This window comes from Caulobacter sp. X (genome assembly GCF_002742635.1).
Taxonomy (GTDB): domain Bacteria; phylum Pseudomonadota; class Alphaproteobacteria; order Caulobacterales; family Caulobacteraceae; genus Caulobacter.
This window is the reverse complement of sequence record NZ_PEGF01000003.1, coordinates 81,819-108,446: the sequence shown is the minus strand read 5'-3', so window position 1 is coordinate 108,446 and position 26,628 is coordinate 81,819. Positions and strand designations below refer to the sequence as shown.

General features: G+C 64.9%; 22 protein-coding genes and 2 pseudogenes. 14 read left to right on the top strand and 10 right to left on the bottom strand.

What is annotated here, in order from left to right; genetic code table 11:
• Nucleotides 1-51: 51 nt before the first annotated feature.
• The 10 genes and pseudogenes from CSW60_RS22355 to CSW60_RS22300 all read left to right on the top strand — a co-directional run bounded on the left by CSW60_RS22355 (nt 52) and on the right by CSW60_RS22300 (nt 12,779).
• A complete protein-coding gene (locus CSW60_RS22355) occupies nt 52-321 on the top strand; it encodes a hypothetical protein (RefSeq protein ID WP_099539291.1) in 270 nt (89 codons plus the stop codon).
• 644 nt (nt 322-965) lie between these two features.
• A complete protein-coding gene (locus CSW60_RS22350; RefSeq protein WP_143324251.1) occupies nt 966-1,388 on the top strand; it encodes a hypothetical protein in 423 nt (140 codons plus the stop codon).
• A 582-nt stretch (nt 1,389-1,970) separates the two neighbouring features.
• On the top strand, nt 1,971-2,420 hold the full coding sequence (locus tag CSW60_RS22345) for a hypothetical protein (protein WP_143324250.1): 450 nt from the start codon (nt 1,971-1,973) through the stop codon (nt 2,418-2,420).
• 387 nt (nt 2,421-2,807) lie between these two features.
• Nucleotides 2,808-3,077, top strand: coding sequence for a hypothetical protein (locus tag CSW60_RS22340; protein ID WP_099539288.1), 270 nt, complete (start codon nt 2,808-2,810; stop codon nt 3,075-3,077).
• Between the two features lie 1,292 nt (nt 3,078-4,369).
• Nucleotides 4,370-4,738 (top strand): hypothetical protein, encoded by a 369-nt coding sequence (locus CSW60_RS22330; RefSeq protein WP_099539286.1) that lies wholly within the window; start codon nt 4,370-4,372, stop codon nt 4,736-4,738.
• A 70-nt stretch (nt 4,739-4,808) separates the two neighbouring features.
• Nucleotides 4,809-7,230, top strand: a pseudogene (locus CSW60_RS24475) (type IV secretion system DNA-binding domain-containing protein).
• Nucleotides 7,227-10,286: a MobF family relaxase gene (gene mobF / locus CSW60_RS22315; protein WP_099539284.1), complete on the top strand. Its 3,060-nt coding sequence runs from the start codon at nt 7,227-7,229 to the stop codon at nt 10,284-10,286. Before CSW60_RS24475 ends, mobF begins: the two are co-directional and overlap by 4 nt.
• Nucleotides 10,287-10,401: 115 nt before the next feature.
• Nucleotides 10,402-10,656, top strand: coding sequence for a hypothetical protein (locus CSW60_RS22310; protein WP_099539283.1), 255 nt, complete (start codon nt 10,402-10,404; stop codon nt 10,654-10,656).
• A 27-nt stretch (nt 10,657-10,683) separates the two neighbouring features.
• Entirely contained in the window at nt 10,684-11,886 is a 1,203-nt protein-coding gene (locus CSW60_RS22305; protein WP_099539282.1) for a glycosyltransferase family 87 protein, read from the top strand.
• Nucleotides 11,883-12,779 (top strand): UbiA family prenyltransferase, encoded by an 897-nt coding sequence (locus CSW60_RS22300; protein WP_161495679.1) that lies wholly within the window; start codon nt 11,883-11,885, stop codon nt 12,777-12,779. The genes CSW60_RS22305 and CSW60_RS22300 overlap by 4 nt, the downstream gene beginning before the upstream one ends.
• Before the next feature lie 7 nt (nt 12,780-12,786).
• Here CSW60_RS22300 and CSW60_RS22295 read toward each other — a convergent pair whose 3' ends face one another.
• Entirely contained in the window at nt 12,787-13,041 is a 255-nt protein-coding gene (locus tag CSW60_RS22295; protein ID WP_143324248.1) for a hypothetical protein, read from the bottom strand.
• 56 nt (nt 13,042-13,097) lie between these two features.
• Here CSW60_RS22295 and CSW60_RS22290 point away from each other — a divergent pair, with 56 nt between their 5' ends.
• Entirely contained in the window at nt 13,098-13,895 is a 798-nt protein-coding gene (locus CSW60_RS22290; RefSeq protein ID WP_099539279.1) for a hypothetical protein, read from the top strand.
• Here CSW60_RS22290 and CSW60_RS22285 read toward each other — a convergent pair.
• The 3 genes from CSW60_RS22285 to CSW60_RS22275 are packed head-to-tail and all read right to left on the bottom strand — an operon-like array spanning nt 13,892 to nt 16,409.
• Nucleotides 13,892-14,401: a DUF2726 domain-containing protein gene (locus CSW60_RS22285; protein WP_099539278.1), complete on the bottom strand. Its 510-nt coding sequence runs from the start codon at nt 14,399-14,401 to the stop codon at nt 13,892-13,894. The genes CSW60_RS22290 and CSW60_RS22285 overlap by 4 nt on opposite strands.
• Nucleotides 14,401-15,141, bottom strand: a complete 741-nt coding sequence (locus tag CSW60_RS22280) for an SDR family NAD(P)-dependent oxidoreductase (protein ID WP_099539277.1) — start codon at nt 15,139-15,141, stop codon at nt 14,401-14,403. Before CSW60_RS22280 ends, CSW60_RS22285 begins: the two co-directional genes overlap by 1 nt.
• A complete protein-coding gene (locus tag CSW60_RS22275) occupies nt 15,141-16,409 on the bottom strand; it encodes an FAD-binding oxidoreductase (protein ID WP_099539276.1) in 1,269 nt (422 codons plus the stop codon). Before CSW60_RS22275 ends, CSW60_RS22280 begins: the two co-directional genes overlap by 1 nt.
• 68 nt (nt 16,410-16,477) lie before the next feature.
• On the opposite strand from CSW60_RS22275, the gene CSW60_RS22270 reads away from it, so the two are divergent.
• Both CSW60_RS22270 and CSW60_RS22265 read left to right on the top strand, forming a co-directional pair.
• Entirely contained in the window at nt 16,478-17,065 is a 588-nt protein-coding gene (locus tag CSW60_RS22270) for a hypothetical protein (RefSeq protein ID WP_099539275.1), read from the top strand.
• The gene (locus tag CSW60_RS22265; RefSeq protein ID WP_099539274.1) at nt 17,058-17,354 is read left to right on the top strand and encodes a hypothetical protein; all 297 of its coding nucleotides are present in this window, start codon (nt 17,058-17,060) and stop codon (nt 17,352-17,354) included. Before CSW60_RS22270 ends, CSW60_RS22265 begins: the two co-directional genes overlap by 8 nt.
• Before the next feature lie 394 nt (nt 17,355-17,748).
• Here CSW60_RS22265 and CSW60_RS22260 read toward each other — a convergent pair whose 3' ends face one another.
• From CSW60_RS22260 to CSW60_RS22230, 6 genes and pseudogenes are all read right to left on the bottom strand, one after another.
• A complete protein-coding gene (locus tag CSW60_RS22260; RefSeq protein ID WP_161495678.1) occupies nt 17,749-18,411 on the bottom strand; it encodes a UPF0149 family protein in 663 nt (220 codons plus the stop codon).
• Nucleotides 18,392-20,035: an IS66 family transposase gene (locus tag CSW60_RS22255; RefSeq protein ID WP_099539272.1), complete on the bottom strand. Its 1,644-nt coding sequence runs from the start codon at nt 20,033-20,035 to the stop codon at nt 18,392-18,394. The genes CSW60_RS22260 and CSW60_RS22255 overlap by 20 nt, the downstream gene beginning before the upstream one ends.
• A 72-nt stretch (nt 20,036-20,107) precedes the next feature.
• Entirely contained in the window at nt 20,108-20,455 is a 348-nt protein-coding gene (tnpB, locus tag CSW60_RS22250) for an IS66 family insertion sequence element accessory protein TnpB (RefSeq protein WP_099539271.1), read from the bottom strand.
• Nucleotides 20,452-20,802: a transposase gene (locus tag CSW60_RS22245; RefSeq protein WP_099539270.1), complete on the bottom strand. Its 351-nt coding sequence runs from the start codon at nt 20,800-20,802 to the stop codon at nt 20,452-20,454. The genes tnpB and CSW60_RS22245 overlap by 4 nt, the downstream gene beginning before the upstream one ends.
• An 854-nt stretch (nt 20,803-21,656) precedes the next feature.
• On the bottom strand, nt 21,657-22,031 hold the full coding sequence (locus CSW60_RS22235) for an AAA family ATPase (RefSeq protein ID WP_143324247.1): 375 nt from the start codon (nt 22,029-22,031) through the stop codon (nt 21,657-21,659).
• A gap of 194 nt (nt 22,032-22,225) precedes the next feature.
• Nucleotides 22,226-22,453, bottom strand: a pseudogene (locus CSW60_RS22230) (DDE-type integrase/transposase/recombinase); the annotation flags it as partial.
• A 371-nt stretch (nt 22,454-22,824) separates the two neighbouring features.
• On the opposite strand from CSW60_RS22230, the gene CSW60_RS22225 reads away from it, so the two are divergent.
• Entirely contained in the window at nt 22,825-26,628 is a 3,804-nt protein-coding gene (locus tag CSW60_RS22225) for a TonB-dependent receptor (protein WP_161495677.1), read from the top strand.

The window sequence follows — 26,628 nt, the reverse complement described above, 5'->3', positions numbered from 1 at the left end:
CAGGCATGGCGGCCCCGAACGCGGCGCGCCGCATAGCCAAGGAGCCACCCGATGTCAGCCCAGCCTCTCCCGAAGTTCGACAGCGCCGAGTACGAGGCGCTCCTCACCGAAGTCGGTGTTGAAAAAGCCGTCGCCCAGGCGCATCGTAGAGGCCTCGCCCTCTCGCAGGAGCACCTCGTGACCAACGCTGAACTTCGCGCCGCGATCACCGAGCAAACCTCGTCGATCCGCGCCACGATCATCGAGCAGACGAAGTGGTTCGTGGGCTGCGTCGCCGGCATCGTCGCGATCGCCACCACGATCATTAAGCTCACCGGCTGAGCGATCCTCGCCCCCATTGATGGATCGCCAGAACCCCGTCAGGCCCGCCGCCTGGCGGGGTTTTCCGTTTGCACGCGGGCAGGAAGGCCGCCCGTAAGGAGCGCGCCGGGCGGCGGGTGAGGGGCGGAGGCCTTCAGCGCCGCGCGCGGCGCGAAGGATCTCCGAGTGAAACGCGCAGCTCGCTCCCGGCTCCACGCGACCCGTCGTCCTGTCGGCCGAGCAGGGTCTTGGTCGCGGTCGCGTCGGCGACCGTGGCTGGCGGCGGGCCTCGTACGCCATGGCTTGGGGCCATGGCCGAGGCGACGCCGACTGACGGTCTGAGACCGCTCGGCTTCGGGACCTGGTCGCCTAGCCTTTGGCTGGCGAGGCAGGTCCGGCGCCGTGGCGTTCAGCTGGTGGGGCCGGCCAGGCTGACGAGATCTCCACGAGATCTCGCCGCCGTCGACTTGCGACGGCGTAGCCTGTCCTACTGAGCCTGGGGGCACCTCGTCCAAGGGTATCATGTCAGACACCCCGTCAACCCGCTGGCGCGGGTTCCCCTTCGCGATCGCCCAGATGGTCGACCGCTCCGGTGACTGGGCGCTGCTGACATGAGGCGGGGCCTCGAGGCGCTCATTGGGAGCGACCGCGAGGAGATCACGATCATGACCATCCGGCTAAGCAGCGAAACCCATCTTGGCCGCTACATCGTCCACGCGATGCGGGCGGGCGAGGCCTGCGAAGTCCGTTCAACGGACGTTTGGGCCGATGCTTCCATCGCCTACGCCGAGCTTGCGAATGATAAGACGATCACACTGGCGGGTGTCACCGATCGCCTAGTTGAAGAGCCAGTTACGATCGACTTTCTGACCGGCTATCCGAACCGCTTGATCTACGGCTTCATCCGCGAGCTCGGCTGGTATACGCGGCAGCGGACGACGAACCGCGGACGCCGGGTGATAGCCGAGCGGATGGACGACACGCCCGAATGGCGGATCGCCCAGATCGCCTTCGCGGAGCATCGTACGATCACGCCGGCCACCGCAGCCCAAGCAGCCTACGCGTCTCAACTTCCGCGCTGCTACTAAGCTCGTCGCCTCCTGGCCCTAGGCCAGGAGGCTCCCCCTTTTTTGTGCCTGACTGGGCAAGGCGCGGCCTCGGGCGTCTGGCTTCGCCGTCGCGCCGAGGACTGTGGTGCGCAGCTCGCTCACGGCTCCCCTCGATCCTGGGCGCTGACGCACCTTCGGATCATCGGTCGCGGTCGCGTTGGCGATCGTTGATGCCGGCAGGGCCTCGCGCGCCATGGTCCAGGACCATGGCCGAGGCGACGCCGAATGATGGGCTCAGCTCGCTCGGCTTCAGGACCTGGTCGCCTAGCCGTTGGCTGGCGAGACAGGTCCGGCGCCGTCGCGTCTGGCGGGAGGGGCCGGCCAGGCTGACGAGATCTCCACGAGATCTCGCCGCCGTCGACTTGCGACGGCGTAGCCTGTCCTACTGAGCCTGGGGGCACCTCGTCCAAGGGTATCATGTCAGACACCCCGTCAACCCGCTGGCGCGGGTTTCCCTGCGCGATCGGTCCTTCGGTCCGCCCGCTCCGGTGACTGGGCGCTGCTGACATGAGGCGGGGCCTCGAGGCGCTCATTGGGAGCGACCACGAGGAGATCACGATCATGTCGACTTTGAGCAACCGTGAACACGCCGACCTGACCGCAAGCCTCGCCGACGTCGGTGAAGCTCTCGTCGATGTGGCGAGCAGCGTTGGCAACATGACCCTGGCCAGTTTCCGGGAGAAGGTCAGGGACCTTTTGATCGCGGTCGACTGCATGGCCGAGCTGGTGAGCGACGTCAGCGAAGACGTCACCTATCACAACGCCCACCATGCATTCGCCGCCGAGGCGGAAGCCATTGCGTCGAGCAGCGTCGCAAGTACGGCCGCTGAGCAGCACGCGTTGATGCTCCAGGACATCGCCGAAGCGCAACGCCATCTCGCCGCCGTCGAGGTTGACCTGGCCGCAAGACAGACTGACGACATGAACACGCACACGCTGGCGCTTCTGAAGACGATCATCATGGTCGACGGTCGCGCAGATGTGGTCTCGGCCCTGCACAAGGCGGTGTAACGGCGGGGGCTTCGGCCCCCTTATTTGTGCCGGGAAGGCTGGTTCGCGGCCTCGGGCGCCAGGCTTCGCCGGCGCATCGAGGACTGACGTGTGGCGCGCGCTCCCGGCTCCCCTCGATCCTGGGCGCTAACGCACCCTCGGATCGTCGGTCGCGGTCGCGTCGGGCGGGCGCGAGACCGGAAAGGCCGTAGCGCGCACGTCGTCTTCGCATCCTGTCACAGGCCGCTTTTGCCTTCGGCAAAAGCCACCCACTCCGTCAACCCGCTGGCGCGGGTTTCCCTACGCGGCCGGACCTACGGCCCAACCGCTCCGGTGACGGAGCGGGACCCCCTGTGCCCGGAGGCTACAACGCCGCTCGCGGAGAGCGGTCAGCACAGGAGCTTCATCATGTTCATGGCCATCAACAGCAGCACCGAGTTCACCGCGATGTCGAACGCCGAGAAGGCGGTCATCTGGGCTTCTTTCTTCGATGCCCTGGACGCGGGGGATGCTGGTCATCACCCGCTGTACGAAGTCCTGGCCCCACTCTACCAGGCTGGCGAATACATCACCGACGCGGACCTGGACGAAGACATGGCGGCGGACGCGATCGAGGCGTCATTCGATAACACCGCGACCAACCTCGAAGCGTACCTGGATCTCGAGCCGGCGTTCTAGCCGAGGGGGGCTTGTCCCCCTTTTTCGTGCGCGGTGTCGAGGCGCGGCGAGGGGCGTCAGGCGAAGCCGACGCACCCTCTACTGACGCGCGCAGCTCGCTCCCGGCTCCCCTCGATCCTGGGCGCTGACGCACCCTCGGATCTTCGGTCGCGGTCGCGTCCGGCGATGGCTGCGGAGGGCTTGGCCAAGCCGTCGACAAGCGACGGCGCCAAGCATCTCCGACTGATCCATCAGGCGTACGCTCCCGGCTCCACGCGACCCGTCGTCCTGGCGGCCGAGCAGGGTCTTGGTCGCGGTCGCATCGTCGATCGCGGCTGTCGGCGGACCTCGTTCGCCATGGCTTGAGGCCATGGCCGAGGTGACGCCGACTGAAGTGCGCAGCTCGCTCCCGGCTCCCCTCGATCCGGGGCGCTGACGCACCCTCGGATCTTCGGTCGCGGTCGCGTCTGGCGATGGCGGCGGAGGGCTTGGCCAGGCCGTCGACAAGCGACGGCGCCAAGCGTCTCCGACTGACCTATCAGGCGTGCGCTCCCGGCTCCACGCGACCCGTCGTCCTGTCGGCCGAGCAGGGTCTTGGTCGCGGTCGCGTCGTCGATCGCGGCTGTCGGCGGACCTCGTTCGCCATGGCTTGAGGCCATGGCCGAGGTGACGCCGACTGAAGTGCGCAGCTCGCTCCCGGCTCCCCTCGATCCGGGGCGCTCACGCACCCTCGGATCTTCGGTCGCGGTCGCGTCCGGCGATGGCTGCGGAGGGCTTGGCCAAGCCGTCGACAAGCGACGGCGCCAAGCATCTCCGACTGATCCATCAGGCGTGCGCTCCCAGCTCCACGCGACCCGTCGTCCTGGGGGCCGAGCAGGGTCTTGGTCGCGGTCGCGTCAGCCCAGGTTCAGCACATGGGGACTGTGCGCCTGGTCGCCAGATCACGCGTCTTGTTCGTCGCTCGCGCGTCCACGATGTCGAGCCGATGGCGGTCACCCAACACTGCCACGTCCAAATTGTTTGCCCATTCCACGCCGACACGCGCTGTCATTCCCAAGCGCCTAAAGGCGAAGGCGGATACCCGGAAACCCAGATCATCCCCAAATCCAGCAGCCTCTCTCCGGGTAGGGAGGAGAGAGGGGCACGTCACGCACAGCTGCGCCTTTTCTAAGTTATTGTTTTCGCGCGTAAAAATTTTGCGCGGTGTGGTATGCCATGGCATACCACACAAGCGGATTACATTGCAGATCAATGGCTTAGGTGGTATGCCATGGCATACCGTGTGACGTAGGAGGGTGGTCTTGGCGACAAGTGTGCGAAAGAACGGGAAGGTCCCGCTCACGATCCGCGTCAATCCTGAAACCATCGACCGCGCCCGTCTCGACGCGGAGAAAATTGGCGTACCGATGGCCGAGTACATCGAGATGCTGATCCACCGGCGCGGCGTGAAGAACTACCAGTATTTCGCCCAGCAGGCCGCGTTCCAGTCGTTCGTTAGCGCCGCCCTGGTGATCCATCTTTCCCGCAAGGCGATGTCCAAGGACGAGCTCGCGGCGGCTCAGAAGTTCGTCTATCAGGCCGCCGCCACACTGTTTGGTCAGCCGCCAGAACGCCCCCCAGAGATCGGCGAGGACCCTGACGATCTCGACCCCCGTCTGACGGCTCTTTTCGAGGCCTTCTAGGACGGGTAGAACAGACCTGTGACTGCGCCCGAACGCCCCTTGAGCTCCTCTCGCTCAGGGACGTTCGATCATGGCTCGAATCCATCGCGGCAAGGGCGAGGCTTGGCTTCGCGGCGGCCAGACCTTCTCCCACAATATCGACATGGTCATGGAGGTGCTCGGGCGCCTGGTGATCCTGTCCCTGGTGTGGGGCATGGTGTGCCTCTGGCTGGGCAACAACACGTCGTCCGACCTGGAGCAGGAATACGGCCTCCAAGGCGCCCAAGCGGCCCTGTTCGAAAAGCTCGGTCACCCGCTTCCCGACAAGCTCTCTATCAAGGGTCTCGACGGGGTCGAGCGCACCTACAAGAACACCGAGGTGCCGAAGCTGAAGTGGCTTCAGCCCTACGCCCAGTCCTACTACCGAAAGCTCCGCAAAGCGCTCCTCATGTGGGGGCTTGGCGTCTTCGCGATCTTCACGATCGCCACGGCGTGGTTCGTCTACTCCGGCGAGGAGAAGCTCAAGGCCCGCCAGATCCGCGGCCAGAAGGTCGTCCCTGTCGGCGACTTGATGCGCGAGATCTATAAGTTCAACGACGAGATGAGGGTCGAGCGGAAGGACCCCGAGCATGTCCCGGCCAAGATCGTAGGGGTCCCGCTTCCGTACCGCACCGAAAGCCAGCATGTCTTCGCCGCCGGGGCGCCCGGATCGGGCAAGTCGCAGGCCATTCACACCCTCATCGAGTCGGCCCGCGAGCGTGGCGACAGGGCGATCATCTACGACCCCGAGCTCGACTACATTCGCGCCCACTACAACCCTAAGACCGACCTCATCCTGAACCCCTACGACGCGCGATCCGTGCAGTGGTCGCCGTTCAACGACGCCACCGAAATGAACGAGCTGGCCAAGCTCGCGGCGTGTCTCTGGAAGGATCCGAAAAGCGGCGATCCGTACTGGTCGGAGACCTCGCGGCAGACTTTCGTCTGGGCGACCTACCGCTTCAAGAAGCTCTTCCCCCACGCGACACTGCAGGACCTCCTGCAGATGTTCTTCGGGCCGGTCGAACTGCTTGAGTGGCTGGTTCGCGGCACGCCCGCCGCCGCGCACATGGCCGGCGGCGGCGCGCGCGTCCGGCGCGATCAAAAGCGTGCTGATGACCGGCCTCAACAGCCTCACGCACCTGGTCGGCGACCGCTCGACTTTCTCCATCCGCGAATGGGTCAACGCCCCGAAAGGGGAGGGAGGCTTCCTCTTCCTCTCGGCGCCCGAAACGCACATCGACAGCCTGCGTCCCCTGTTGTCGTTCTGGGTCGAATTGGTGGTCGGCGCCTTGCTCAGCCGACCCGAGGACAACCGGCCCGAGACGTGGGTGATGCTCGACGAGTTTTCCTCGCTCGGCCAGATCGACAGCCTGGCGACGGGCCCGGTGCGCCTGCGCAAGTACAACGGCGCCATGGTGCTTGGCCTCCAACAATTCAGCCAGCTCCAGGACATCTACGGCCACGAGACGGCCACCACGATCATCGGCCAGTGCGCGCACAAACTGATCCTGCGTTGCCAGGATCCCGACACCGCCAAGTTCATGAGCGACCAGCTCGGCCGCGCCCAGATGCGTCGAGTGGACGAGAGCATTTCGTTCGGGGCGAACTCCCAGCGCGATGGCGTGAACATCAACGCGCGTGAGGAGCTAGAACCCGTCGCCCTGCCCGAAGACCTGATGAACCAGCCCGCCATGCAGGGCTTCATCAAGGTGGCCTCGGCGCGGGAAGGCGAGGCGTTCCCGGCCGCCACCCTGAAGTTCCGGTACAAGCCCCGCCCGAAGATCGCTGAGGGGATGGAAGAGCGCCCGGGACCGACCCCGACGGAGCTCTTCCTGGAGGCGCTGCAGGAGAGCAGCGAACTCATCCGCCAAGCTGAAATGGAGCGGGAAGCGGGGGAGGGGCCGCCAGCCCTGGAGGAGACCGCCGACAATGTCGTTCGGCCGATGTACGACCCCAAGACGGGCGAGATCTTTGTCGTCCGCCCGATGTTCGATCCCAAGACCGGAGAGATCTTCGAGCCGGACGCTCCCGAGCCCGAAGCCGCTGAGCCCCAGGCGGCCGCACCGCCGGCGGAGAGCGTCGCGGCCAATGACGAGGGCGGGCCGCGCATGGCCACCCCCGACGAGCGTAATCCAGGCGATGGAAAATCCGCTGACCCGGTGAGCGCGAACGAGCCCGTCCTGCCCGAATTAGCCGCCAGTGGGAACCTCGATCGCACCAGCAAACTCGCGGTCGACGCCTACCGGTCGAGGCTCGACCAACAGGAGCATCAGCGCGCCTTCATGCAGCTCTATGACCGCGTGCGCCGCGACATGGAGCAGGCCAACCCGCTCAACGGGATCGCGGTTTGGAAGGGGCGCGAAGGACAGCGCAAAGGACCGGCCGACGCATGGCCTTTCGTATCCAAGGACCGCACTGGCGATCGTGACGAACCCGACGGCTCAGACAGCTTCTGGACGCCGCAGTCATGATGACGCCTTCGCGGATCCGCAGCGCGGCCGGCGCGGCCGATTACTACGCCAAGGATGACTATTACATCGAGGGCGAGGCGGGGGCGCCGAACCTCGAATGGGGCGGCCAGGGCGCGGCCGAACTTGGGCTCAAGGGCAAGGTCGACGCCAAGGAACTGCGCGCCATCCTGGATGGTCGAAATCCCGACCCGAACGGGCCCGCGCTCACAGACAGCGAGAACAAGGCCAAACACCACGCCGGGTGGGATTTCACCTTCGCGGTGCCCAAGTCCGTCACCCTTCTGGTGATCGCCGCCGAGAGGCATGACCCCGAGCTGGCCGACCGCCTGAAGGGCCACGTCATGGCGGCCAATAAGGCGATGATGTCCTACCTCGAGGCCAACCACGCCGTCACCCGGGTTCGCGACGAGCAGGGGGCGGTGCGGGAGGTTCAGACGAAGAACCTTGTCTATGGCTCCGTGATGCACGTCACGACGCGCGGCGGGGATCCGCACCTGCACGTCCACAACCCCATCGCCAATGTCACCAAGAACCCTGAAACCGGGAAGTTCGGCGCGCTCGAAACACGTCACATGTACAAGTGGCAGAAGAACACATCCCTCGTGGGCGCGCGCGAGCTGCAATCGCGGCTGATGGCCGAAGGCTACAGCATCGAACGCAAGGGCGAACTGGCATGGGAAATCGCCGGGACGAGCACGAAGCTCATCCAGGAGTTCAGCAGCCGCAGTCGCGAGATCAACGCCGGCGCCGAGGCCCTGGCCGCCGAACGCGGCGTCTCATCGGTCTCCGACGAACAGCGCACGATGATCCAGAAGCAGACCCGCAAGACCAAGGGCGATGTCGTGCGCGAGGTCCTGCAGAAGGAGTGGTCGGAACGCGCCGAGAAGGTCGATCCCGGCGCGCTCGCACGACAGGTCGCGGCCCGCACGCTCGAGCGCGGGCAGGATGTTACCGCCAAGGTTATCGGCGCCATCAATCCCGCCATCGCCAAGCTGCGAAAGATGGTTCGCGACCACACTGGCGCGAACGCCCGTACCGATGTTTACGCGCCCAGCGCCAACGATCCCGACAAAGAGACCCAGGCCCTCGTGTCGCTTGGGCTGCGGTCGGCCGAGGAGCGCGACGCCGTGGTGAGCAAGCATCTCATCCTGCAGAAGGCGCTCTTAGCTTCAGACGCCGGCGTCACTTACGATCGTCTGGAGGCGTCGTTCGACCGCTTGGCCAAAGCCGGTCACATCGTCGAGGCCGATCGGACGCGAATGGCGGGCGTGACAACGGCCCGCACACTCGCGCGCGAAACCGCCATCGTCGGTGCGATCGAGCGCGGGCGAGGCGCGGCGCCCGAGCTGATCCCGGCCCCGGCGCTCAAGAACGCAATGCAGCCGGAAGCGGTCAAGGAGCGCACGGGTCTCACGCTCACAAAGGGGCAGGCGGCCGGCGCGCGCCACATGCTTCAGTCCCCGGACCGCTACGCCGTGGTCGAGGGCCTGGCGGGCGTCGGCAAGACCACGGCGCTGCGCGTCACGAACGATGTCGCAGAGCGCCACGGCCTGCACATCTTCGGCATCGCCAGCCAACACCGCTTCGCCGAGGAGATCCGTAAGGCCGGGGTCGGGGCGACGACGGTCGAGAGCTTCCTTCGCAAGGCGGAACGGGCGATGGAAGTCGGCGGCCAAAGGCTCGAGCGACTACGCGCCAACTTCGCCAAGACGATCCTGATGGTCGACGAGTCCTCGACGCTCACGAACGACACGATGTATCGCCTGGTCAACGTGGTCGACGGCTTGCGCATCCCAGCTGTTCGCTTCCAGGGCGACCGGGGCCAGCTCGGCGGGCCCGGCGCGGGCAACCCCTTCAAGGCGATCATCGAGCGTAAGGCCGACCGGGTGATGATGGACGAGATCCTTCGCCAGTCGCAAGCGCCGACGCACCTGCGCGATGCGGTCCAGCGCATGGGGGAGGGGAAGTTCAAGGAGGGGTTGGCCCTTCTCCGCCCCAACATCGAAAGCGTGGGCCGCGACGCCGACCAGGCCGCCATCGCCGATCGGGTGGTGTCCGCCTATCTCGAGATGCAGGCCCAACGCGACACGCAGATCGTTGTCGCCACCAACGCCATGCGCGGACTCGTCTCGGCCAGGCTGCGCAACCAGCTGCAGGATAGTGGAGCGCTCTCGCGGAACGAGCGCGAGGTCGACCGCCTCTACGCCAAGAATCTGTCCCGAGCCGAACAGGTCGATGCGCGTTCCTATGCGCTTGGCGACAAGATCGTGTCCAACGACGCCTTCGCGGGCGCGGCCACCCCCCGCCACATGGTCGAGACCATTGTTGGGGTCGATCGCGAAAACAACATGCTCAAGGTCCGCAGCGACAAGGGCCGCGAGCGGATGGTCGACCTCAACGACGAGGCCACGCGCCGCAACCCGACGTTCTCCACCTTCACCGAGCGCGCCCACCCGATCGCCGCCGGCGACCGGATGGTCTGGGAGGCGCGTTTCTCGGACCGCGGCTATGAGCGCGGCGGCGCCTTCAGCATCGTGGCGATGGACAGTAAGGCCGTGACGATCCGCCACGAGGGCCAGGGCGCCATGGCGGGCAAGGTCGAAAAACTCTCAGCCACCGACGAGGCGCTGCGGTTCTCCGGCTACGGCTACGCCATGACCGCCGACCGGGCCCAGGGCTCGACCTTCAAGGGCGTGGTGTTCGAGATGTCGTCCAAGCTGGGCGAGGCGGCGAACATGGCCCGCCTCTACGTGATGAGCTCGCGCCTCGCCGAGGACGCCAAGATGATCACCGACGATCTGTCTCGGACAGCCCAGCTGATCCTCCGCCAGGACGGCCAGAAGCTTGTCGCCCTGGACGAGATCCGAAGGGCGGAGGCGGAGCTTCGCAAGGACGACACCAAGACCGGAGCGACCGCGTCCGACAAGGACAAGGAGTTCTCGAAGTCCATGGACAAGGGCATGTCGAGCTCCGGCGGCGCCGGGTCAGACCGACCGAAAACCCGCACCAAGGAGCGGGACACGCAGATCCAGCAGCAACAGAACCTGGGGCTTTAGCCGATGGGAAACCTTCTTCGTCAGCCACTCGGCAACCACGTCCCTCAACCGTATTTCAGGCCTTGCGTTGTACTCGTCGTGACAGGGCGCGCCTTTGGCGGCCCGGGAGACGACGATGGACCACCTGGCGCAATACGGACTGCCGACCTGGAAGGTCGTGACGCTGTTTACGATGACCTTCATCGTCGTGGCCTCGAGCCATGTTCACAGCGCGCGCGAGGCCTGGGCGGGAATGCAGGGCGCGGCGCTGCCTTCGACCTGGCGCAAGGCGTTGAGCTATCTGAAGCGCCACGAGCTGGCTTACGCCAAGCAGGTTCCGATGATGCTGGCCTTCGTCATCGTCAGCACGATCGTCATTACGTCGCTCTAGGCGCCGTCGGCGCCCCGCGAGGCGCCCATGTCTGACCGCTCTTTCAACGCCCCGCCTAGCCGGCGCTTCGTCCTGGCCGCCAGCGCGACACTGATCGCGCTCTATGTGGCGCTGTTCATTGGCGGCGCGTTGTCGACTCGCAACGGCGTCATGCCCACGGGCGACCCCGCCGGCCAGGACTTCAGCAACTTTTACGCGGCCTCGACCTTCGTGCGTCAGGGGCGGTCGGCCGACGTCTATCCGCTGGCAAGCTTCAACGCTCTGCTGGCTCAGCAGCATCCCGGCGCGACGGCGACCTACGTCTGGCACTACACGCCCGTGACCTCCCTGGCGATCGCACCTCTGGCCTACATGCCCTACGGCTTAGCGATGATGGTCTGGACGCTGGGCGGAGTGGCGCTCTTTTGCTTCGCCGCCTACAGGCTGTTCCCCCACCGGCTCACGCTTCTGGTGGCGCTCGCCTCGCCGGCGCTGTTCTGGGACGTCTGGCATCATCAGCTCGGCTCAATAAGCGCCGCCCTTCTGGCACTCGGCTTCTATGAGGCGTCGTCGCGGCCGCTCCGCGGCGGCGCGATGATCGGCGCGATGATCTTGAAACCCCATCTGGCGATCGCGGGCCCGTTCGTCTTGGCGGCCGGACGGCGCTGGCGCGCCTTCGCGGCGGCCGCCGCCACGGTGCTTGGTCTCTGCGCGCTCAGCGTCATGATCCTCGGTCCCGAACCTTGGCGGGCCTTCCTCGAGACCGCCGGCGAGGCTAGGCCTCAGCTCGAAGGCGCCGGACAGCTTAAGTCCCTCATGCCTTCGATCTTCGTGGCTCTGCAGCTGCTGGGCGCGCCGCTCCCGGTCTGTTGGGCGGCGCAGGGCGTGACCGCTGTGTGCGCGATCGCGTTGTCATCAGCGGTCTGGTGGAGGAGTTCTTCACCTTCGCTCCGCACGGCGGCCGCGCTCGCCGCCTGCGCGCTCATCTCGCCCTACACCTTCGCCTACGACACCACGATCACCACCCTGGCGATCGCGGCCGTCGCGGCCGCGAACCGGTCAGCGGCCTTCCATCACCCGCCTTACGGCTGGTTGACCCTCGCTTGGTTCGCGCCGCTGCCCGCGTCCGGACTAGCTTTCGTCTATGGCCTGCAGCTGGGATGGCTCGCCCCGATGACTGTGCTCGCCCTCGTTTCGGCCGAGGTCCTGCCGCGTCGAGCCCCCATCCTCGTCGGGGCCAGCGCCACATGAGCGACCTTGGCAGTGCGACCTTGGCGCCCTGGACCTGGCTGAAGGCCGTTCGCCCGACCCATTGGGTGAAGAATCTCCTGGTCTTCGCGCCGCTCATCCTGGCGGGCCAATACCTTCAGGCACACGCTTGGCTGGGGGCGTTGGTGGCGTTTGGAGCGCTGTCGGCCGTGGCGAGCGCAGGCTATCTGGTCAACGACATTCGTGATCGACACTCGGATGCGGACCACCCTGTGAAGCGCCATCGCCCGTTCGCGAGTGGAGCGCTGGATCCTATCGCCGGCGGCGTCGTCGCAGCAGGTCTCATCGTCCTGGGCGCGGGCGGCGCGGGCGCCTGGTCGCTGAATCTTGGCTTAATGGTCGTCGTCTATATCGTCGGCACCACAGCCTACACCTCGGGATTCAAGCGCGAGCCGGTCCTGGACGTCTTCGTGTTGGGCGCGCTCTACATGCTGCGCCTGGCCGCCGGCGGGGCGGCGACGGGCGCGCCTCTCAGCCCGTGGTTCCTCGCGTTCAGCGGCCTCTTCTTCCTGTCCTTAGCGCTAGCCAAGCGGCACACCGAGCTACGAAAGCAGCTCGACCAGGGAGAGACGCCGGGCAGGGGCTATCGGCCCTCGGACTGGCCCTTCACCCTTTCCGCCGGCTTAGGCGCGGGCATGGGCGCGGTCGTGGTGTTCTTGCTCTACGTGGCCTTGAATGGCGGCTTCGCGGCCCGCACGCACGCCGCGTGGGGCCTGTGGGCGATCGGCGCGGTCATGTCGGTGTGGATCTTCCGGCTGTGGTTTACCGCCCAGCGCGGCGAGCTCGATTATGACCCGATCGTCTGGGCGTTTCGCGATCCCATGAGCCGTGTGCTCGGTCTGATCGCGGCTGGATTCCTAGCCGCATCACTCTAGGCCGCGCCTAAAGAACCGCGTGCGGCGCTTCACTCAATACGATCTGTTCGGCGGCCAGGAGACTGGCGAGCGCAGCCTGGGCGTTAGCGAGCGTTGATTCCGCCGACTCCACGAGCGCCCGCGCGCTCGGACCATCCTCCACATCGTGCAGCTCTCTGACCGAGCGCACATAGTCTTCCGCTTTTTCGACGGCCTCGCGCGCGGCGATCTTGAGGGCCGAGAAGTGCAGCCCGAGGCGATTGTCGTTGGCGGGTTCGGTCATCCTGATCACCTAGAGGTTCGGCCAACCAAGCTGGGCCTGGCGGCCGTGTCGCGTCTATGATCGCCCCGGTCCATGACAAGAGCAAGGAAGCCGTGTTCTCGCGCGCTGAGCAAAATTACGTCGAACAACTCCGGCGGCGTCCCGTCGATGAGCGTATTGACCTGGCCGAACAGAAGGTGAGGGGACTTTGGGATTACATAATCGACGTTTGTAAGACCCATGAGAACAACCGAGTCATCAGCCGCAGCGATAGATTGGCAGGCCAGGTTCCGGCCTCACATGCCGCCCACGCGCTCAAGAACCTCCAACGTGGCCTGCTCCATTACGAGATTATTCGGCTTGCGGCGCTGTGGGACGGTCCGCGCGCCGACAGGCTGAGCATCCCCACGATCATCGCCATTGTCGCCGATCGGCCAGTCCTGAAAGCGCTCTATAGGCGGCGCTTCCTCTCGCGCCGCATTGAGGAAGCGAAGCTGGCTGACGATCTAGAGGAAGGGGCCGCGCGAGCGTTCGTCGTCCGCGCGCCGCGTGAAGCCCGACACACCACTCGAACAGGCTTTCATAGGGACATGCGAGACGGCCTTGCTCTCGGCATCAGAACGATGAACGCGAAGGATCGGCTGGCGGTCGCCGGCTTCCGCGACCGGAACATCGCCCACAACCTGGCGCTCGATCCAGTCAGCCTCCGCCTCGCCCAAGTAGATCGTCTGCTGCGAACGACGACCGTGGTCGGCAATGGCCTATACGGTATGATCTTACGGTCCGGCTTTGCGATCGAGGACAGTCGGCGATATGCCCGCCGATGCACGGAGAGCCTCTGGGGCAACTGCACTATGGGCGCCATCGACTATTAGGCGCGCTTGAGCTTGGCGCGTTCGACCGCATCGGTGATGGCGCGGCGAAGAGCTTCGACCGATGGCTTGGAACGACTTTGAAACCGCAGCGTCTGGAGGCCCGCCGCCGCCGTATAGCTGTCGCGTTTGGCGTCCTTGTCCGGGTCATGTGTGCGGTCGTCCAGTTCGACGATGCAGAGGACCCTGTATCGGTGATCGCACACAACAAAATCCGCCCGCTTGCTGGAGATCTTGTTGAACGCCGTGGTCGAACCGGAGGGACCAAGGCCTGACTTCACCCGCAGGAACGCGCCGAAGCTGACCTGCGGTAGCACCTGGTACTCGGGAACCGCCTGGCGAAGCAGACCGGCGAAATGGATCTCGTTGTCCGTGAGGATCGTGCAGGCCTGATACGGCGGCGCCATGAACGCGCGCAGATCTTCGATCTTGATCACGCCCGCCTTGACCAGGCAGACGAAAGCGATCAGGCCGAACACCAAGCCGATGGCGATCTTGGTCGTGTCCATCAGAGCGCCGTCCGGTGAAAGATGGGGTCGGGGAGGGCGCGCACCGCCATCATGATCCAACGCCAGAACCCCGGCGTGTAGTGGACGGTCGACCTGGCGCGAACCAGACGTGCTATCCGGCAGCCCACGTCGTCGGGAGACGACCAAAGCCAGCCTGAGCGGTCAAAGCCCGCGGTCATAGGCGTCCGGACGAGACCCGGCTTCACGAGGATCGCGCGAGCGCCCCCGGCGCCGCGGCGGGCCAGGCGATGGGCCAGGCCTTCGACGAGCACGCCGAGGCCAGCCTTGGCCGCGCCATAGACGTAGTTGCTCTGCCGCCCGCGATCGCCCGCTACGGATCCGATCACCACGAGCGTGCCTTGGCCGCGCTGTTCGAGGGCCTGGGCGACGCCCAGGCAGATGCGCGCGGGCGCGACGAAGTTCGTCTCGATCAGGGCGCCCGACGCTGCGGCGTTGTCCTCGGCCGTGGTGTTTTCGGCCCACAGGCCGAAGGCCACCAGCACAAGATCCGGGCTTTCTTGAACCACCAGCTCCTGGATCCTCTCGGCCGCCCAGCGGTTGGTCAGATCCATGGACTCGCCGCGCGCTTCGCTCCCGATCGCCGCAAGCTCGGCGACATGCTGGCTCAGGGCGACCTTGTCGCGCGCCACCAAGGTGAAAGCCCATCCCTCATTGGCCAGATGGGCAATCGTCGCCTTTGCGATGGCCGAGTTCGATCCGAGGATCAGCGCGCGTTTCATCAGCGCATCCTTTCGTAGAAAGCCGAGGTGGCGGCCGGGTCGCGGGCGGCGAGAAGTTCGGGCCACCTCGGAAAGGCCTGCAGAAAGTCTTCGCGCTTCAGGGCGCGGTACTTGGCCGGGTACCAGGCGCCGCCCGCGTCGCGCACGACCTCGTCCATCGCCTCGAGCACCGAGGGCAGCGCCTTGGACGGCCGGAAATCGACGGCCAGCGTGTAGCCGCGTCGGGCGAAGCTCAGCCACCCGGCCGCTGGTCGGTCCCCGAATGTCTTTAGGACGGTCAGAGGTGTCGCAAGTCCGCTTCGACCTGCGATCGCGCAGATCCGCAGGACAGCGTCGAGCGTTGGCGTGACGACCTGGTACTGAAGAAAGCCGCGCGGTCCATAGAGACGATTCCAGTTTCGAATTGCGTCCAGGGGCCAAAGCGCTTGGCTGTAGTGAAGGCGCTGCGACCGCGCTCGCTTGAACTGCGTTCGATAGAACCAGCTGAAGGCCGCCGTCGCCGGCCGCGAAACTAGGCTGAACGGCGGGCTGAACGGCACCGCCACCGCACGCGACCGTGGGGCGGAATAATCTCCGTCTTCAGCCCAAGCCGCCGATATGTAGTAGCCGCCAAGCCGAGGGTCGGTCAGATCTACCCACGCGGCGCGAAACGGGCCTTGGGGAGCCTGCGCTTCGAGCGCCACATACTCGCTCGCGCTCCCCATCGGGACCGTCTGGACGTGAAGATAGGCCGACTGGACGGCCACGAGGCGCAAACTCACATCCAAGATGGCGCCCGTCAGCCCAAGCCCGCCGATTGTGGCGCCGAATAATGGATCACCACGCCTGACCACAAAGTCCCGGTCGCTCGTCGATCGCGATAGCCGGATCGCTTCGACGTGATCCCCAAAAGCGCCGGCGCTCGGATGGTTCTTGCCATGCACGTCGTTAGCGACACAGCCGCCCACGGTCGCCTCACCGGTCCCCGGAAGGACGAACGGCATCCACCCATGCTCCGAGGTCAGTCTGCAAAGGTCGGTTAGCCGCACCCCGGCCTCGACGCATATCCGCCCGGTTCTCCAGTCGGCTGAGACCAGTCCCACACGCTCGACGTGGTCGATGGCCAGGCCTGTGCCTGGGAGGCATATATCCGAATACGAACGGCGCGCGCCCGCGTTCGAAAACGTCGCTCCGCTCGCCGTGAGCGCGCGGACGTCGACGTCTTCGCGTGGAAGCACCGCTTGCCGTGCCTGGACCCGTTCGCCCGTCCAATTCCGGATGCTCGCCATAGACGGTTCCCTCGGGTGAAAGTGCAAGGTACCTTGCACTTAAGGCGGGAGCAACGGGAGCCTCCATCATGACAGTCGCGGACGACCTCAGCGCGCTCGACACGACGATCGCGGGACAGCTCGCACGGCAAGAGATAGGGATTGGCCTTGGGGCCATAGGCTTGATGGGAGCCGGCGGGATCTCCTGGCTGTTTGCAGGCGTACCCGGTCCGGAGCTGGATCACGCCATGATCCGGGCACAGGCCAACGCGCACGGCGGGATCGGAGGTGTCGCGTTCACCGCGTTCTTCATCATCTTGGCGGCCGGCGTGTTGACCACGCTCAGAGCCTCGGCCCGCCTCGACACCCTCTACGCCATGCAGTCGTCGCTCAGAAACACCTTGGCGCTTGAACTCGCCAAGCGGCGACGAGGGCAACAAGCCAGCGCACCAGGCGCACAGCGCGATGACCGGTCGCGCACGCCTATCTCGTCCGCCACGCGCGTCGAGGACACGAACGATCAGCTGCAGCCCATGACAAACACGCTGCTTGCCGTCGCGGCCATCGAGGCACTTTCGCAATCAGATCCTGTCCCAGCCCCCGAGCCGGCGTTTACGGGCGATGGCGGTTCGTTCGGCGGTGGCGGGGCGACCGGGGATTTCAGCACCAATGACTGACGAAGAACAGCGCTGCCCGAAGCGCAGCCCCTGGGGCGCTCCGCTTCAGCCAGAATGGCCCCCCACCCTCGCTGAAAGCGCTCGGATCTTTCAGGGATGGCTGGCGGTGTTGTTCTGGATCCTGGCGAGAATGCGCCTGCCTGCCGGAAGCCTTCGCGAAGCACTTCTCGCCCCGACCTACCACGCCCTCTTGCTGCGCTGGCGACAACATCAAGACTTCAGAGCGAAGTTCCATGAGGACCTCGAACAGATCGTCGCGTCGGCGCGCAGCAAGGCGGAACCACAGTAGATCACCCAGCTCGGTTAGACAGGCACCAAGCTCTCAAACCCCAGATCGGCCCTGCATCACGGAAGGATCTCCAATGTTCGCCATTGTTGTCTGCATCTTGGGCCTGGCTGGCGCACTCGCTTGTGTCGTCGGGGCGGCTGTCTTCATTCTCTGGGCGCGGGACAACGCGCCGCTCCTGTTCATGGCGGCGATGTTCGTGGTCTTCGGCTGCGTAGCCTACTGGGGTGGACATGCGTTCGCTTCGCTGGAAACCGGCTCGTTCACCACTCTCCCCGCGACTGTCGATGTGTCCACTCTCGATCCGATCGACCGGGTTCGTACCCATCCGGTGAGGGCCGCAGGGACAAAGGCAGGCTTGGTAGCTCGTCTTGTCCCGCCTCAGGGAGTCTGGCTGTCAGTTAGCGCAGCACTTTTTGAACTTGCGGCCGGAACCGCAAGGGCAGAGGTCGTTGCGCCCGGCCTTGGGGCGTCCTGAGCGGGACTGGGGGGTGCGGCGCCGGGCCTTCCAGAAGGCGGCGATTTGCAGGACGCACTCGGGGATGATCTCGCCGGCGTTCTTGAGCAGTTCGTCCTCGATTTCCCCCGGCAGCTCGATCAGCGCTTCGCCGTTCTGGTCGCAACATAGGGCCAGGATGGGTAGCATCAGGTGACCATCCTCTTCGGAGTTGGTCAGCGCGGCCCAAGCCGGCTCGCGCAGCTGGATCGCCAGAAGGAAGCCCTGCGCCCAGTCGGCGGCGATCACCTCGCCGCCAGGGCCGACCAGGAACACCGGGTCGAGCTCGCCCACCTGCAGCCGGCGCACGATCTCATTGTAGCGGTTCATCAGGGCCTGCATGATCAACCGCGCCTGGTCGAGGCCGTCGAAGACCGGCTCCTCCCCACCCCAGACGACCGGCAGCCATTCGCTGGGCATGATCGCTTCGGGGCCCAGCGCGATCCCGGTGAGGAACCCGTCGACCTCACTGAGCATCAAGGCCTCGTCTGGAAGCTGGTCGGACATCAGGAAGGCGTCGAGACGTTCGAGATCCTCGCCGAGGTTATCCGCCGACAGGGTCATTCGTCCTCCAGTTCCACGGCAGCAGCTCATCAAGGCGGCTGGCGGGCAGGTCGTTGATGCGAGCCAGGACGTCGGCGAGCCAGGCCTGGGGATCGACGTTGTTGAGCTTGGCGGTGACGATGAGGCTGTACATGGCCGCCGCCCGTTGGCCGCCGCGGTCGGAGCCGGCGAACAGCCAGGACTTGCGTCCCAGGGCGACGCCGCGCAAGGCCCGCTCGGCGGCGTTGTTGCTGAGGCAGACCCGGCCGTCATCCAGGAAGCGGGTGAACGCGGGCCAACGGCGCTGGAGATAGTTGATCGCCTTGACGATGTGGTGGCTGCTGGTGAGCTGCTGACGGGTTCCGTCCATCCAGGCTTCCAGTTCGGCGAGGATCGGGGCGCTTTGCTGGCGGCGGACCGCCAGGCGCTCGTCAGGGCTCGCGCCATTGATCCGCCGCTCGACGGCGAACAGGCCGTCGATCAGGCGCACCGCCTCCAGGGCCTTGGGGTAGACGCACCTGGGCTTCTCGCCTCTGGCCTTCTTGCGCTCGGCGGTCTCGATATCGGCCAGCTCGAAGAACTTGCGGCGGCCGTGCGCCCAGCAGCCTGACTCAAGGATCGGTCCTGGCAGTCGGTCTGGCTTGTAGAGTTCGGCGTAGCCGCCATAGGCGTCGGCCTGGAGGATCCCGCGCCACGCGGCCAGATGGGTCTGGGGATGCACGCCCTTGCGGTCACGCGAGTAGTGGAAGATAGCCGCCGGCGGCGATGATCCTCCGAAGGGCGCGTCATCACGCACATAGGTCCATAATCGACCGACGTCGGTCTGGCCCTTGGCCAGGACGGGGACGGTCGTGTCATCGCCGTGCAGGCGCTCGGCGCGGAGCACATGGTCGGTGATCCGCGCGACCAAGGGCGCCAGGGCCGTGGTCACCCCGCCCACCTGGTCGGCCAGGGTCGACAGGCTGAGCGGCACGCCCTCGCGGGCGTAGCGCTCGGCCTGGCGATTGAGCGGTTGGTGCTGGCCGAACTTCTCGAAGACGATCATGGCCAGCAGGCCAGGACCCGCCCAGCCGCGCGGCAGGACATGGAACGGCGCGGGGGCCTGGGCGATGGCCTCGCAATCGCGGCATGAGACCTTCTCGCGAACGGTCTGGATGACCTTCCACTGGCGCGGGATCACCTCCAGGGTCTCGGTGACGTCCTCGCCCAGCTTGCGCAGGCGTTCGCCGCCGCAGCAGGCGCAGGTCTTGGGCGCCTCTATCACCACGCGCTCGCGGGGCAGGTGCTCGGGAAAGGGCTGACGAGAGGGCTTGGCGCGGGTGAACGCCCTGACCGGCGTCGTGGCCCGGGCAGCGGCCTTCTCAGCGGCGAGCTCATCCTCGGTGGCGGAGGCTTCCAGCTCCTCCAGCTGCAGCTCCAACTGATCAAGCAGCCGGCTGGTCCGCTCGGAGGACACCCCGAACCGCTCGCGCTTGAGCTTGGCGATTTGCAGCTTCAGATGGGCGATCAGCGCCTGGTCGTCGGAGACCTTGGCCTTGGCCGCTGCGGCGTCGGCCCGGGCCACATCCAACTCCTGACGCAGGATCAGGAGCGCCGCCTTGAGCGCTTCGACGTCGTCCGGCAGGGCCTCCAAGGCGGTGTCCATATGAGGATGGAATCACAGATCTGACCGTTTGTGGCGCCCCTAAATGCAGGCCCGACCCAGAAAATGCAGCGCCTATCCGGCGCTGGTCGGACGCCAGGTGTGCTGGGGGTTACGCCAGTCGATACCCTCCAGCATGTAGCCCAGCTGGGCGGACGTCAGGGCCACCGCGCCGCCCTCCGCCGCCGGCCAGACGAACCGTCCGCGATCCAGGCGCTTGGCGTAGAGCGACATGCCAAGGCCGTCATGCCAGAGGATCTTGATCAAGGCGCCGCCACGCCCACGGAACACGAACAGATCGCCGGCGTGAGGATCGCGCTTCAGCTGTTCCTGGACCAGCAGGGCCAGACCCAGCATCCCCTTGCGCATGTCTGTGTGGCCGGTGGCGATCCAGACCCGGACGCCCGACGGAACCGGGATCACCGCAGCGCCCGCAGCGTCGCGGTGACCAGGGCGGCGGCCGCGTCCGCGCTGATCGTCACACGGGCGCCGTGCGGTAGCTCAACGACGATGGCCGGGTCACGGGCAACCGCCGGCCGCGCGACCCCGGCGCCATCAACGACAACCGCCGGGACAAACCCGTTCTCGTCTCGAGCCGCCAGCACCTCGCGTCGCCACTTGTAGATCAGGCTGGTGGAGACGTCGTACCGACGCGCCACATCGGCCACCACGGCGCCAGGAGAAAACGCATCGATTAGGATCTCCCGACGCTCATCAGCCCGCCAGCGACGCCGACGCTCCGGCCCCGACATCAACGTCATCCGAGCCATGCTGCACAGCTATGAGCGCTCATAAGGTCTCCTTACGAGCACAGCATCCCGACACCCAGCCCATCAGCCAAGGCGGTCCTCACCGGAGGGGTACCCGGGTTCAGGGAGAAATATCGAACATGCGAAACGACCTTCTCCGGTCTATGCCGTGGATCTGCGGTGGAGCTGCGGCGTTGATCACGACCATACACTTCTTGCCGCAAAAGCGCTCAGCCGGGGCCAGCAAGTCCGCTTGACGATGGGCGCGTGCGAATATCGCTCAGGACCGGAGCTCAAGGGCGTGGCGCCGGATGCTCCGGCTTATCCGGGCGGACTAGCACGGCCGACGGAATTGGTGCGTCTGGCCCACGCTTACCGCGATGCTGCCAGTGCGCTCGCAGCGACTGGAAGGCGAGGAGATCATTTCTCCCGCGCTCCGTTTCGCCTGGTCGCGATCCACGCGATTGAGCTCTACTTGAACGCTTGGCTGCTACAATGCGGCCACGCGCCAAGCCGAGTCAGAAGCTTCCAGCATGACCTGGGGGCACGCGCCGAGTTGGCGACGAGCAGCGGTCTAGCCCTACGCAGAGGGACGTCGAAGCATCTGCGCGACCTGTCCGATCGTCGCGAGTACCTGGTCACCAGATATGACACGGGGATGGGGCCATCGCTGTCGCAACTCAACCGCCTAACGGCGACGTTGGCTGACGTGAGCGCGAAGGTTTCGCGGGCGGTGCCTGGCGCGTCTCCGTCCACGCAGAAGGCCTAACGCGCTGTCTGAAACAGACGGTCGTCATAACCACGCTTCTGTCCTGGGGCTCACCTCAAGGTTTGTGCGCTAAAAGGCGCTTAAAAGTACGAACCATGATCACGACCTATGCGGCGCGGTAGAGCCGGTCAGCCGGGTCGTTCAGGCGCTTGAGCGCGGTCAAGGTTTTGGGATGCAGGCCGTGGGCGTCGTCGATGAACAGCGCCACCGGCTTCTTGGCCTTGCGAAACAGCTCCTGGAGATCACGTTCACGCCGCTCGCTCTGGCGCGAGATCACCACGCCCTTGTCGGACGACAGATCGTAAAACAAGGCCGAGATCAGGAGCGGTACGGTAATCTTGACCTTGTCGACCGTCAGGGAGCGGGAGACGATCACACGCCCTTCGCGTTCGAGATCGGCCCGCAGCCGGCGCGATAGCACCGTCTTGCCCGACCCGATGACGGCGGCGCGCCAGATGAAGATCGGTCGCCCACCGATCATGGCGACGGCCTCATCGATGCCATCGGCCGGTCATGGCCGGAAGACGCCGCCGTACGCTCGAACGGTAGACTGGCGCTAACCCAGCGATCCCGCGCCACTCCCGACAGATGAACTGAACCGCGCCGGGTTTGCCGGAGGCCGGATGGTTTTAGTCACGCCGCCATAGCGGACGGCGTGAGCGCGGCATAGTAGGCGGCTTCGGCCAGCCGCTCTGTGTACTTGATTGCTGACGTATTGCGAGCCGTGGTCGGAGGAATGCGCCAGGCCGACGTGATGCCGCGGGCGCCGCTCATGCAGGGCCTCCTCCAGGGCGTCGAGAAGCTGGCTCGGGCGGTGCGGCTGACGCGCCAGCCGACGATGCGCCGGGCGTAGGCGTCGATGTCGAAGGCCAGGTAGACGAAGCTCGCCCAGGTGGCGAGGTAGGCGATCGCCCTCGTGGTCCAGCACCGTCCGCACCGCGCGCTCGCGCACCTCAGGCGAAAACTTGTTCGTCGTCTTGACGCTCATAATGGCCTCTATCTCTCGGGAGTTGGGGCCTGCGGCAAACCCGGCGCGGTTCAGTCCGGCGACACCGAAGAGACGTTTTACCCTTTGCCTGAACGCACCCAGCCGCAAAACGAAGCTCGCACGCATAGCAAGTTGCCAAGTGTTGACAGTGAACTCGCATGTGACTACCGATTGTCAACAATTGACTACGCGTCGATGCGGGCCGTGCCGAGCGAGGCTTTTTGGCCCAGTAGCGCGCTGTGCCATCAAGTCCGGCATACCGGATCAAAGAGGGGAGAAACGGGAAGTGGCAAGGAACACTAAGCGGCTGTTTTGCTCGACCGCGCTCGTCGCGATCGGCGCCTGTCTGCTTTCGGGGGCGGCGTCGGCGCAAACGGCTCAGCCAAGCCAGACGAAAGACAACGCTGGCGATACCGTCGTCGACGAAATCGTCGTGACCGGCATTCGTGGCAGCATCGTCAAGTCAATCAACGACAAGCGCAAATCGGGTAAGATCGTCGACACCGTGAACGCCGAAGATATCGGCAAGACGACGGACCAAAATATCGCCGATGCGCTGAATCGCATATCGGGCGTTAGCACCAGCACCAACGACGGTCAGGGCAGTTTCGTATCGGTGCGCGGCGCGAATGCCGACCAGACCGTCGTCACCATGAACGGCGTAACCCTAGGGTCGACCGGATTTTCGCAGGGCGTGGACCTGTCGGCCTACTCGGCAGCCATTCTGTCCAAGGTCGAGGTCGTCAAGACCCCCTCCGCCGACGACGAAGAAGGGTCCCTGGCTGCGGTGGTCAACCTGATCACGCGCAAGCCGCTCGACGTAAAGGAGAACATCCGTACGTTCTCGGCCCAGGGGCGCTATAACGCCCTCTCCAAGGACTTCGATCACCGTCTAACTGGAACTTTCTCGCAGAAATTATTCGACGACAGGTTCGGCGTACTCTTCACCGTGTACGACGAAGCCAACAAGGTTCAGCGCGAACAGCAGAGCTTTGAAAACTACAACGTCTTCCAAACCAATGCTTATACCGATCAGAACGGCAAAGCCTACGTGAACAACTGGGCCTTCCAGAAGGACGCCCAGAACGCGCTGCTTCACAATCGCGCCAACGCCTTCGCAGGAGCCCAGTCGGTCGACACCGGCGCGTGCGCCACCTTCGCGACCAACGCCACGCCCTGCGTCTATCGCCCGATCGCCTACGGCCTGGCGCCAGAAACGGCGGCCTACGAGTATTTGCAGAACAACTACACGCGCACAGGCGTGGATGGCTCGGTGCAATTTGAGTTTACGCCGCGCAACCGACTGACGCTTTCGGGCACATACAACAAGCAGAAGTTCCGCAGCCGGAACAGCGCCGTCTTCGTCAGCACCCAGCGCTTCCCAGGGGTGATCGACAATGTCGACCATCCCAATCTCGGGTTGGGCGCGCCCTTCCGTGATCGCACGATCGCCTATGACGCCTCACCGATCAGCTATGGTGGCACTGTCCAAAACTTTGGTGATCCCGTCACCAATCCGACGCTGAACGATTCCCTGATGTGGACCGACCCGGTTCAAAAGTGGGTCACACTCGACACCAAAACGCGGACCTTTACGCAGTACCGGAATCGCTTCGAAACCGGCGGCACACGAGAATCGATCAACAACTACGACTCGACCAACCTTCTGTTCAGCGGCGAATTCGAGTCGCGGCTCACCGACAAACTTCGCTTTGTTGCGGGGGCCTCTTACGCCAAGTCTAAGCAAGACCCCAAGGATCAAATCTACATGATCGCCAACCGGGTGCGAACGGTCGGCCCTTGGAACCTGCACCAGGTTCCCGCCGACGCGCTTGTCCCGGCGGGTTACGATTGTTCCTCTGGGGCCTGTGCGCTGGTCGGCGGGGCGACCACGCCGTTCCTCGGCAAGGTGATCGACCCCGTCGCCAGCCAGGATGACCTTTGGGACAATATTGGTCGGACCGGCTTCAATCCGGATGACCTTCCGTCTCACACGCTGAGCTACATCTCGACGGGCTTCACCAAGGTCGCGGACGAGCAGAAAGTGGCTTTCGCCGACTTCGATTGGGACACCGATTTCGCGGGCATCAGAAGCATTGAGTTTGGTGGAAAGTACACCAAGCGCAGCAAGTTCGTGGACCAGCAGACGGGGACGCCGCGCGCCAGTAAAGAATTCATTCAGGTCATCAGCCCCTTCACCGGCCAGACGATCGTCCTGGATCCTCAAGCGCTCAACCTGATTTCAGCCTCGGTGTTTTCACAAGGGCCGTTGCCGACCAATAGCTTTGGCGAGGGCATCGGCCTTCCGCGCGACAATATTACGGACGGCTGGCAGACCTTCGACCCGGTGAAGGCCTTGGCGGCCGTCGCCCAGGGTAGTCGTGATTTTACACTGGACCGCACCCAGACACGGGGCGCCGATTTCGCGAACTTCTCAGGCTATCTCAAATTCAACTTTTCCTATTTTGACGACCGACTGCGCGGCGACATCGGCGTGCGCCACGTGCGAACCAAGGTGAACACCTCCGGGTTTGCTGGGGCGATCTTCGCCTTTGATACGCAAGGCGCCGGTCGCGTCATCGATCCGATCGCTTTGGCGAATATTCGAAACGCCAATCCCAACAATCCGTGTCCGGTGCTGTCTGAGACACCCTCTCCGGTCGGCCTTGGTCCTTCGTCGCAGTTTTGGACGAACGCACTTGGCGACGGTAATGCCAACGACGCCCGCAACTACAATCTGACGGCCTACCAGCAGCGCAACCGTGAGGCCCGCGTGGATGGACTTGGTCGGTCGGCGGCCGTGCCGGGCGGTGTTTGCTATGATCCCCTTCTGCAGCCCGGAGCCCTGCCCAATACGTTCCGCGAGCGCTATCTGGTTCGCTACAGCGACATCTCAACCGAACAGTTCGGCACGCAATTCTTCTCAGGTCTTGCTGACCACAGCCGCGCGTCGATCGCTGCAACGGACGAATACAAGTACAATGTCTGGCTTCCGAACCTCAATCTGAGCTTCATCGTAAACAACGAGATGGTCGCGCGGGCTTCCGCTTATCGGACCATGTCCCGTCCGCCGATCGACGACCTGAGGGCAGGCTTCCGAGCCACCGAGGGCAATATCTTCGAAGGCACGACGGCCTTCCGGCCAGGCTCGACGGTCAATCTCTACTCGGCCAAGGTCAAGCCGCTCGTGGCTGACAACTTCGATGTCGCGTTCGAGTGGTACTTCAAGCCCGAATCCCTTGTGTCGATCAACGTTTTCTACAAGAATATCAATAACCTGATCGAAACCGCCGATAGCCGTTGGTACATCGGCGATCTTCGAAACATCGCGGCCGACCCGGCCAAGGCCAGCTTCGACGGCGTCAATCTCGTCGACTCGACAGGAACGAGCGTACCCTTGCTACTGACGAATTCGGGTGGTCAGGCCCAGCCGGACATCAACAGCTGTATGCCCCGGCGCATTCAGGGCGAAGGCACGATCGTCACTGCGGAAAGCTGGCTGTTCAGTAACGACGGCCGCCTACTCTGCGATGAGTACAACGTCACCCGTCGCGTCAACGCCGGCAAGGCCACGGTTCGTGGCGTGGAACTTCAGTTCATTCACAATTTCCGCTCGTTGCCGGGAATCCTGCAGTACCTGGGCGTTGCGGCGAACTACACCTATCAGAAGGGGGAGTATGAGGACTCGCGCTTCCCGATCGCCGGTACGCCTCGCCACTCCTATAACGCTACGGGTTATTGGCAGAAAGGCGGCAACCAGTTGCGCCTGGCCTATTCGGGTAATAGCGACTCGCTGCTGCAGCGCTCGTTTGCGGGTGGCGCGCTCTGGCAGGAGGGCCGTGACGTTCTCGACTTCTCGGCCTCCTTCCAGATCACGCGGCGAATGAGCTTCACGTTCGATGCCCAGAACATCACCGACTCTCCGGTGCGGAGCTACTTCACGAGCCGGATTATCCGCCTCCCCGACGCCACCGGCGCCTTCGTAAACTTCGACGAAGGCACGATTTTCGACGGTGCGACCAAGAGCAGGACGATCCAGAAGTACAACACCGGAACGAACTTCCGCGCTGGTGTGCGTCTGAGCTTCTGA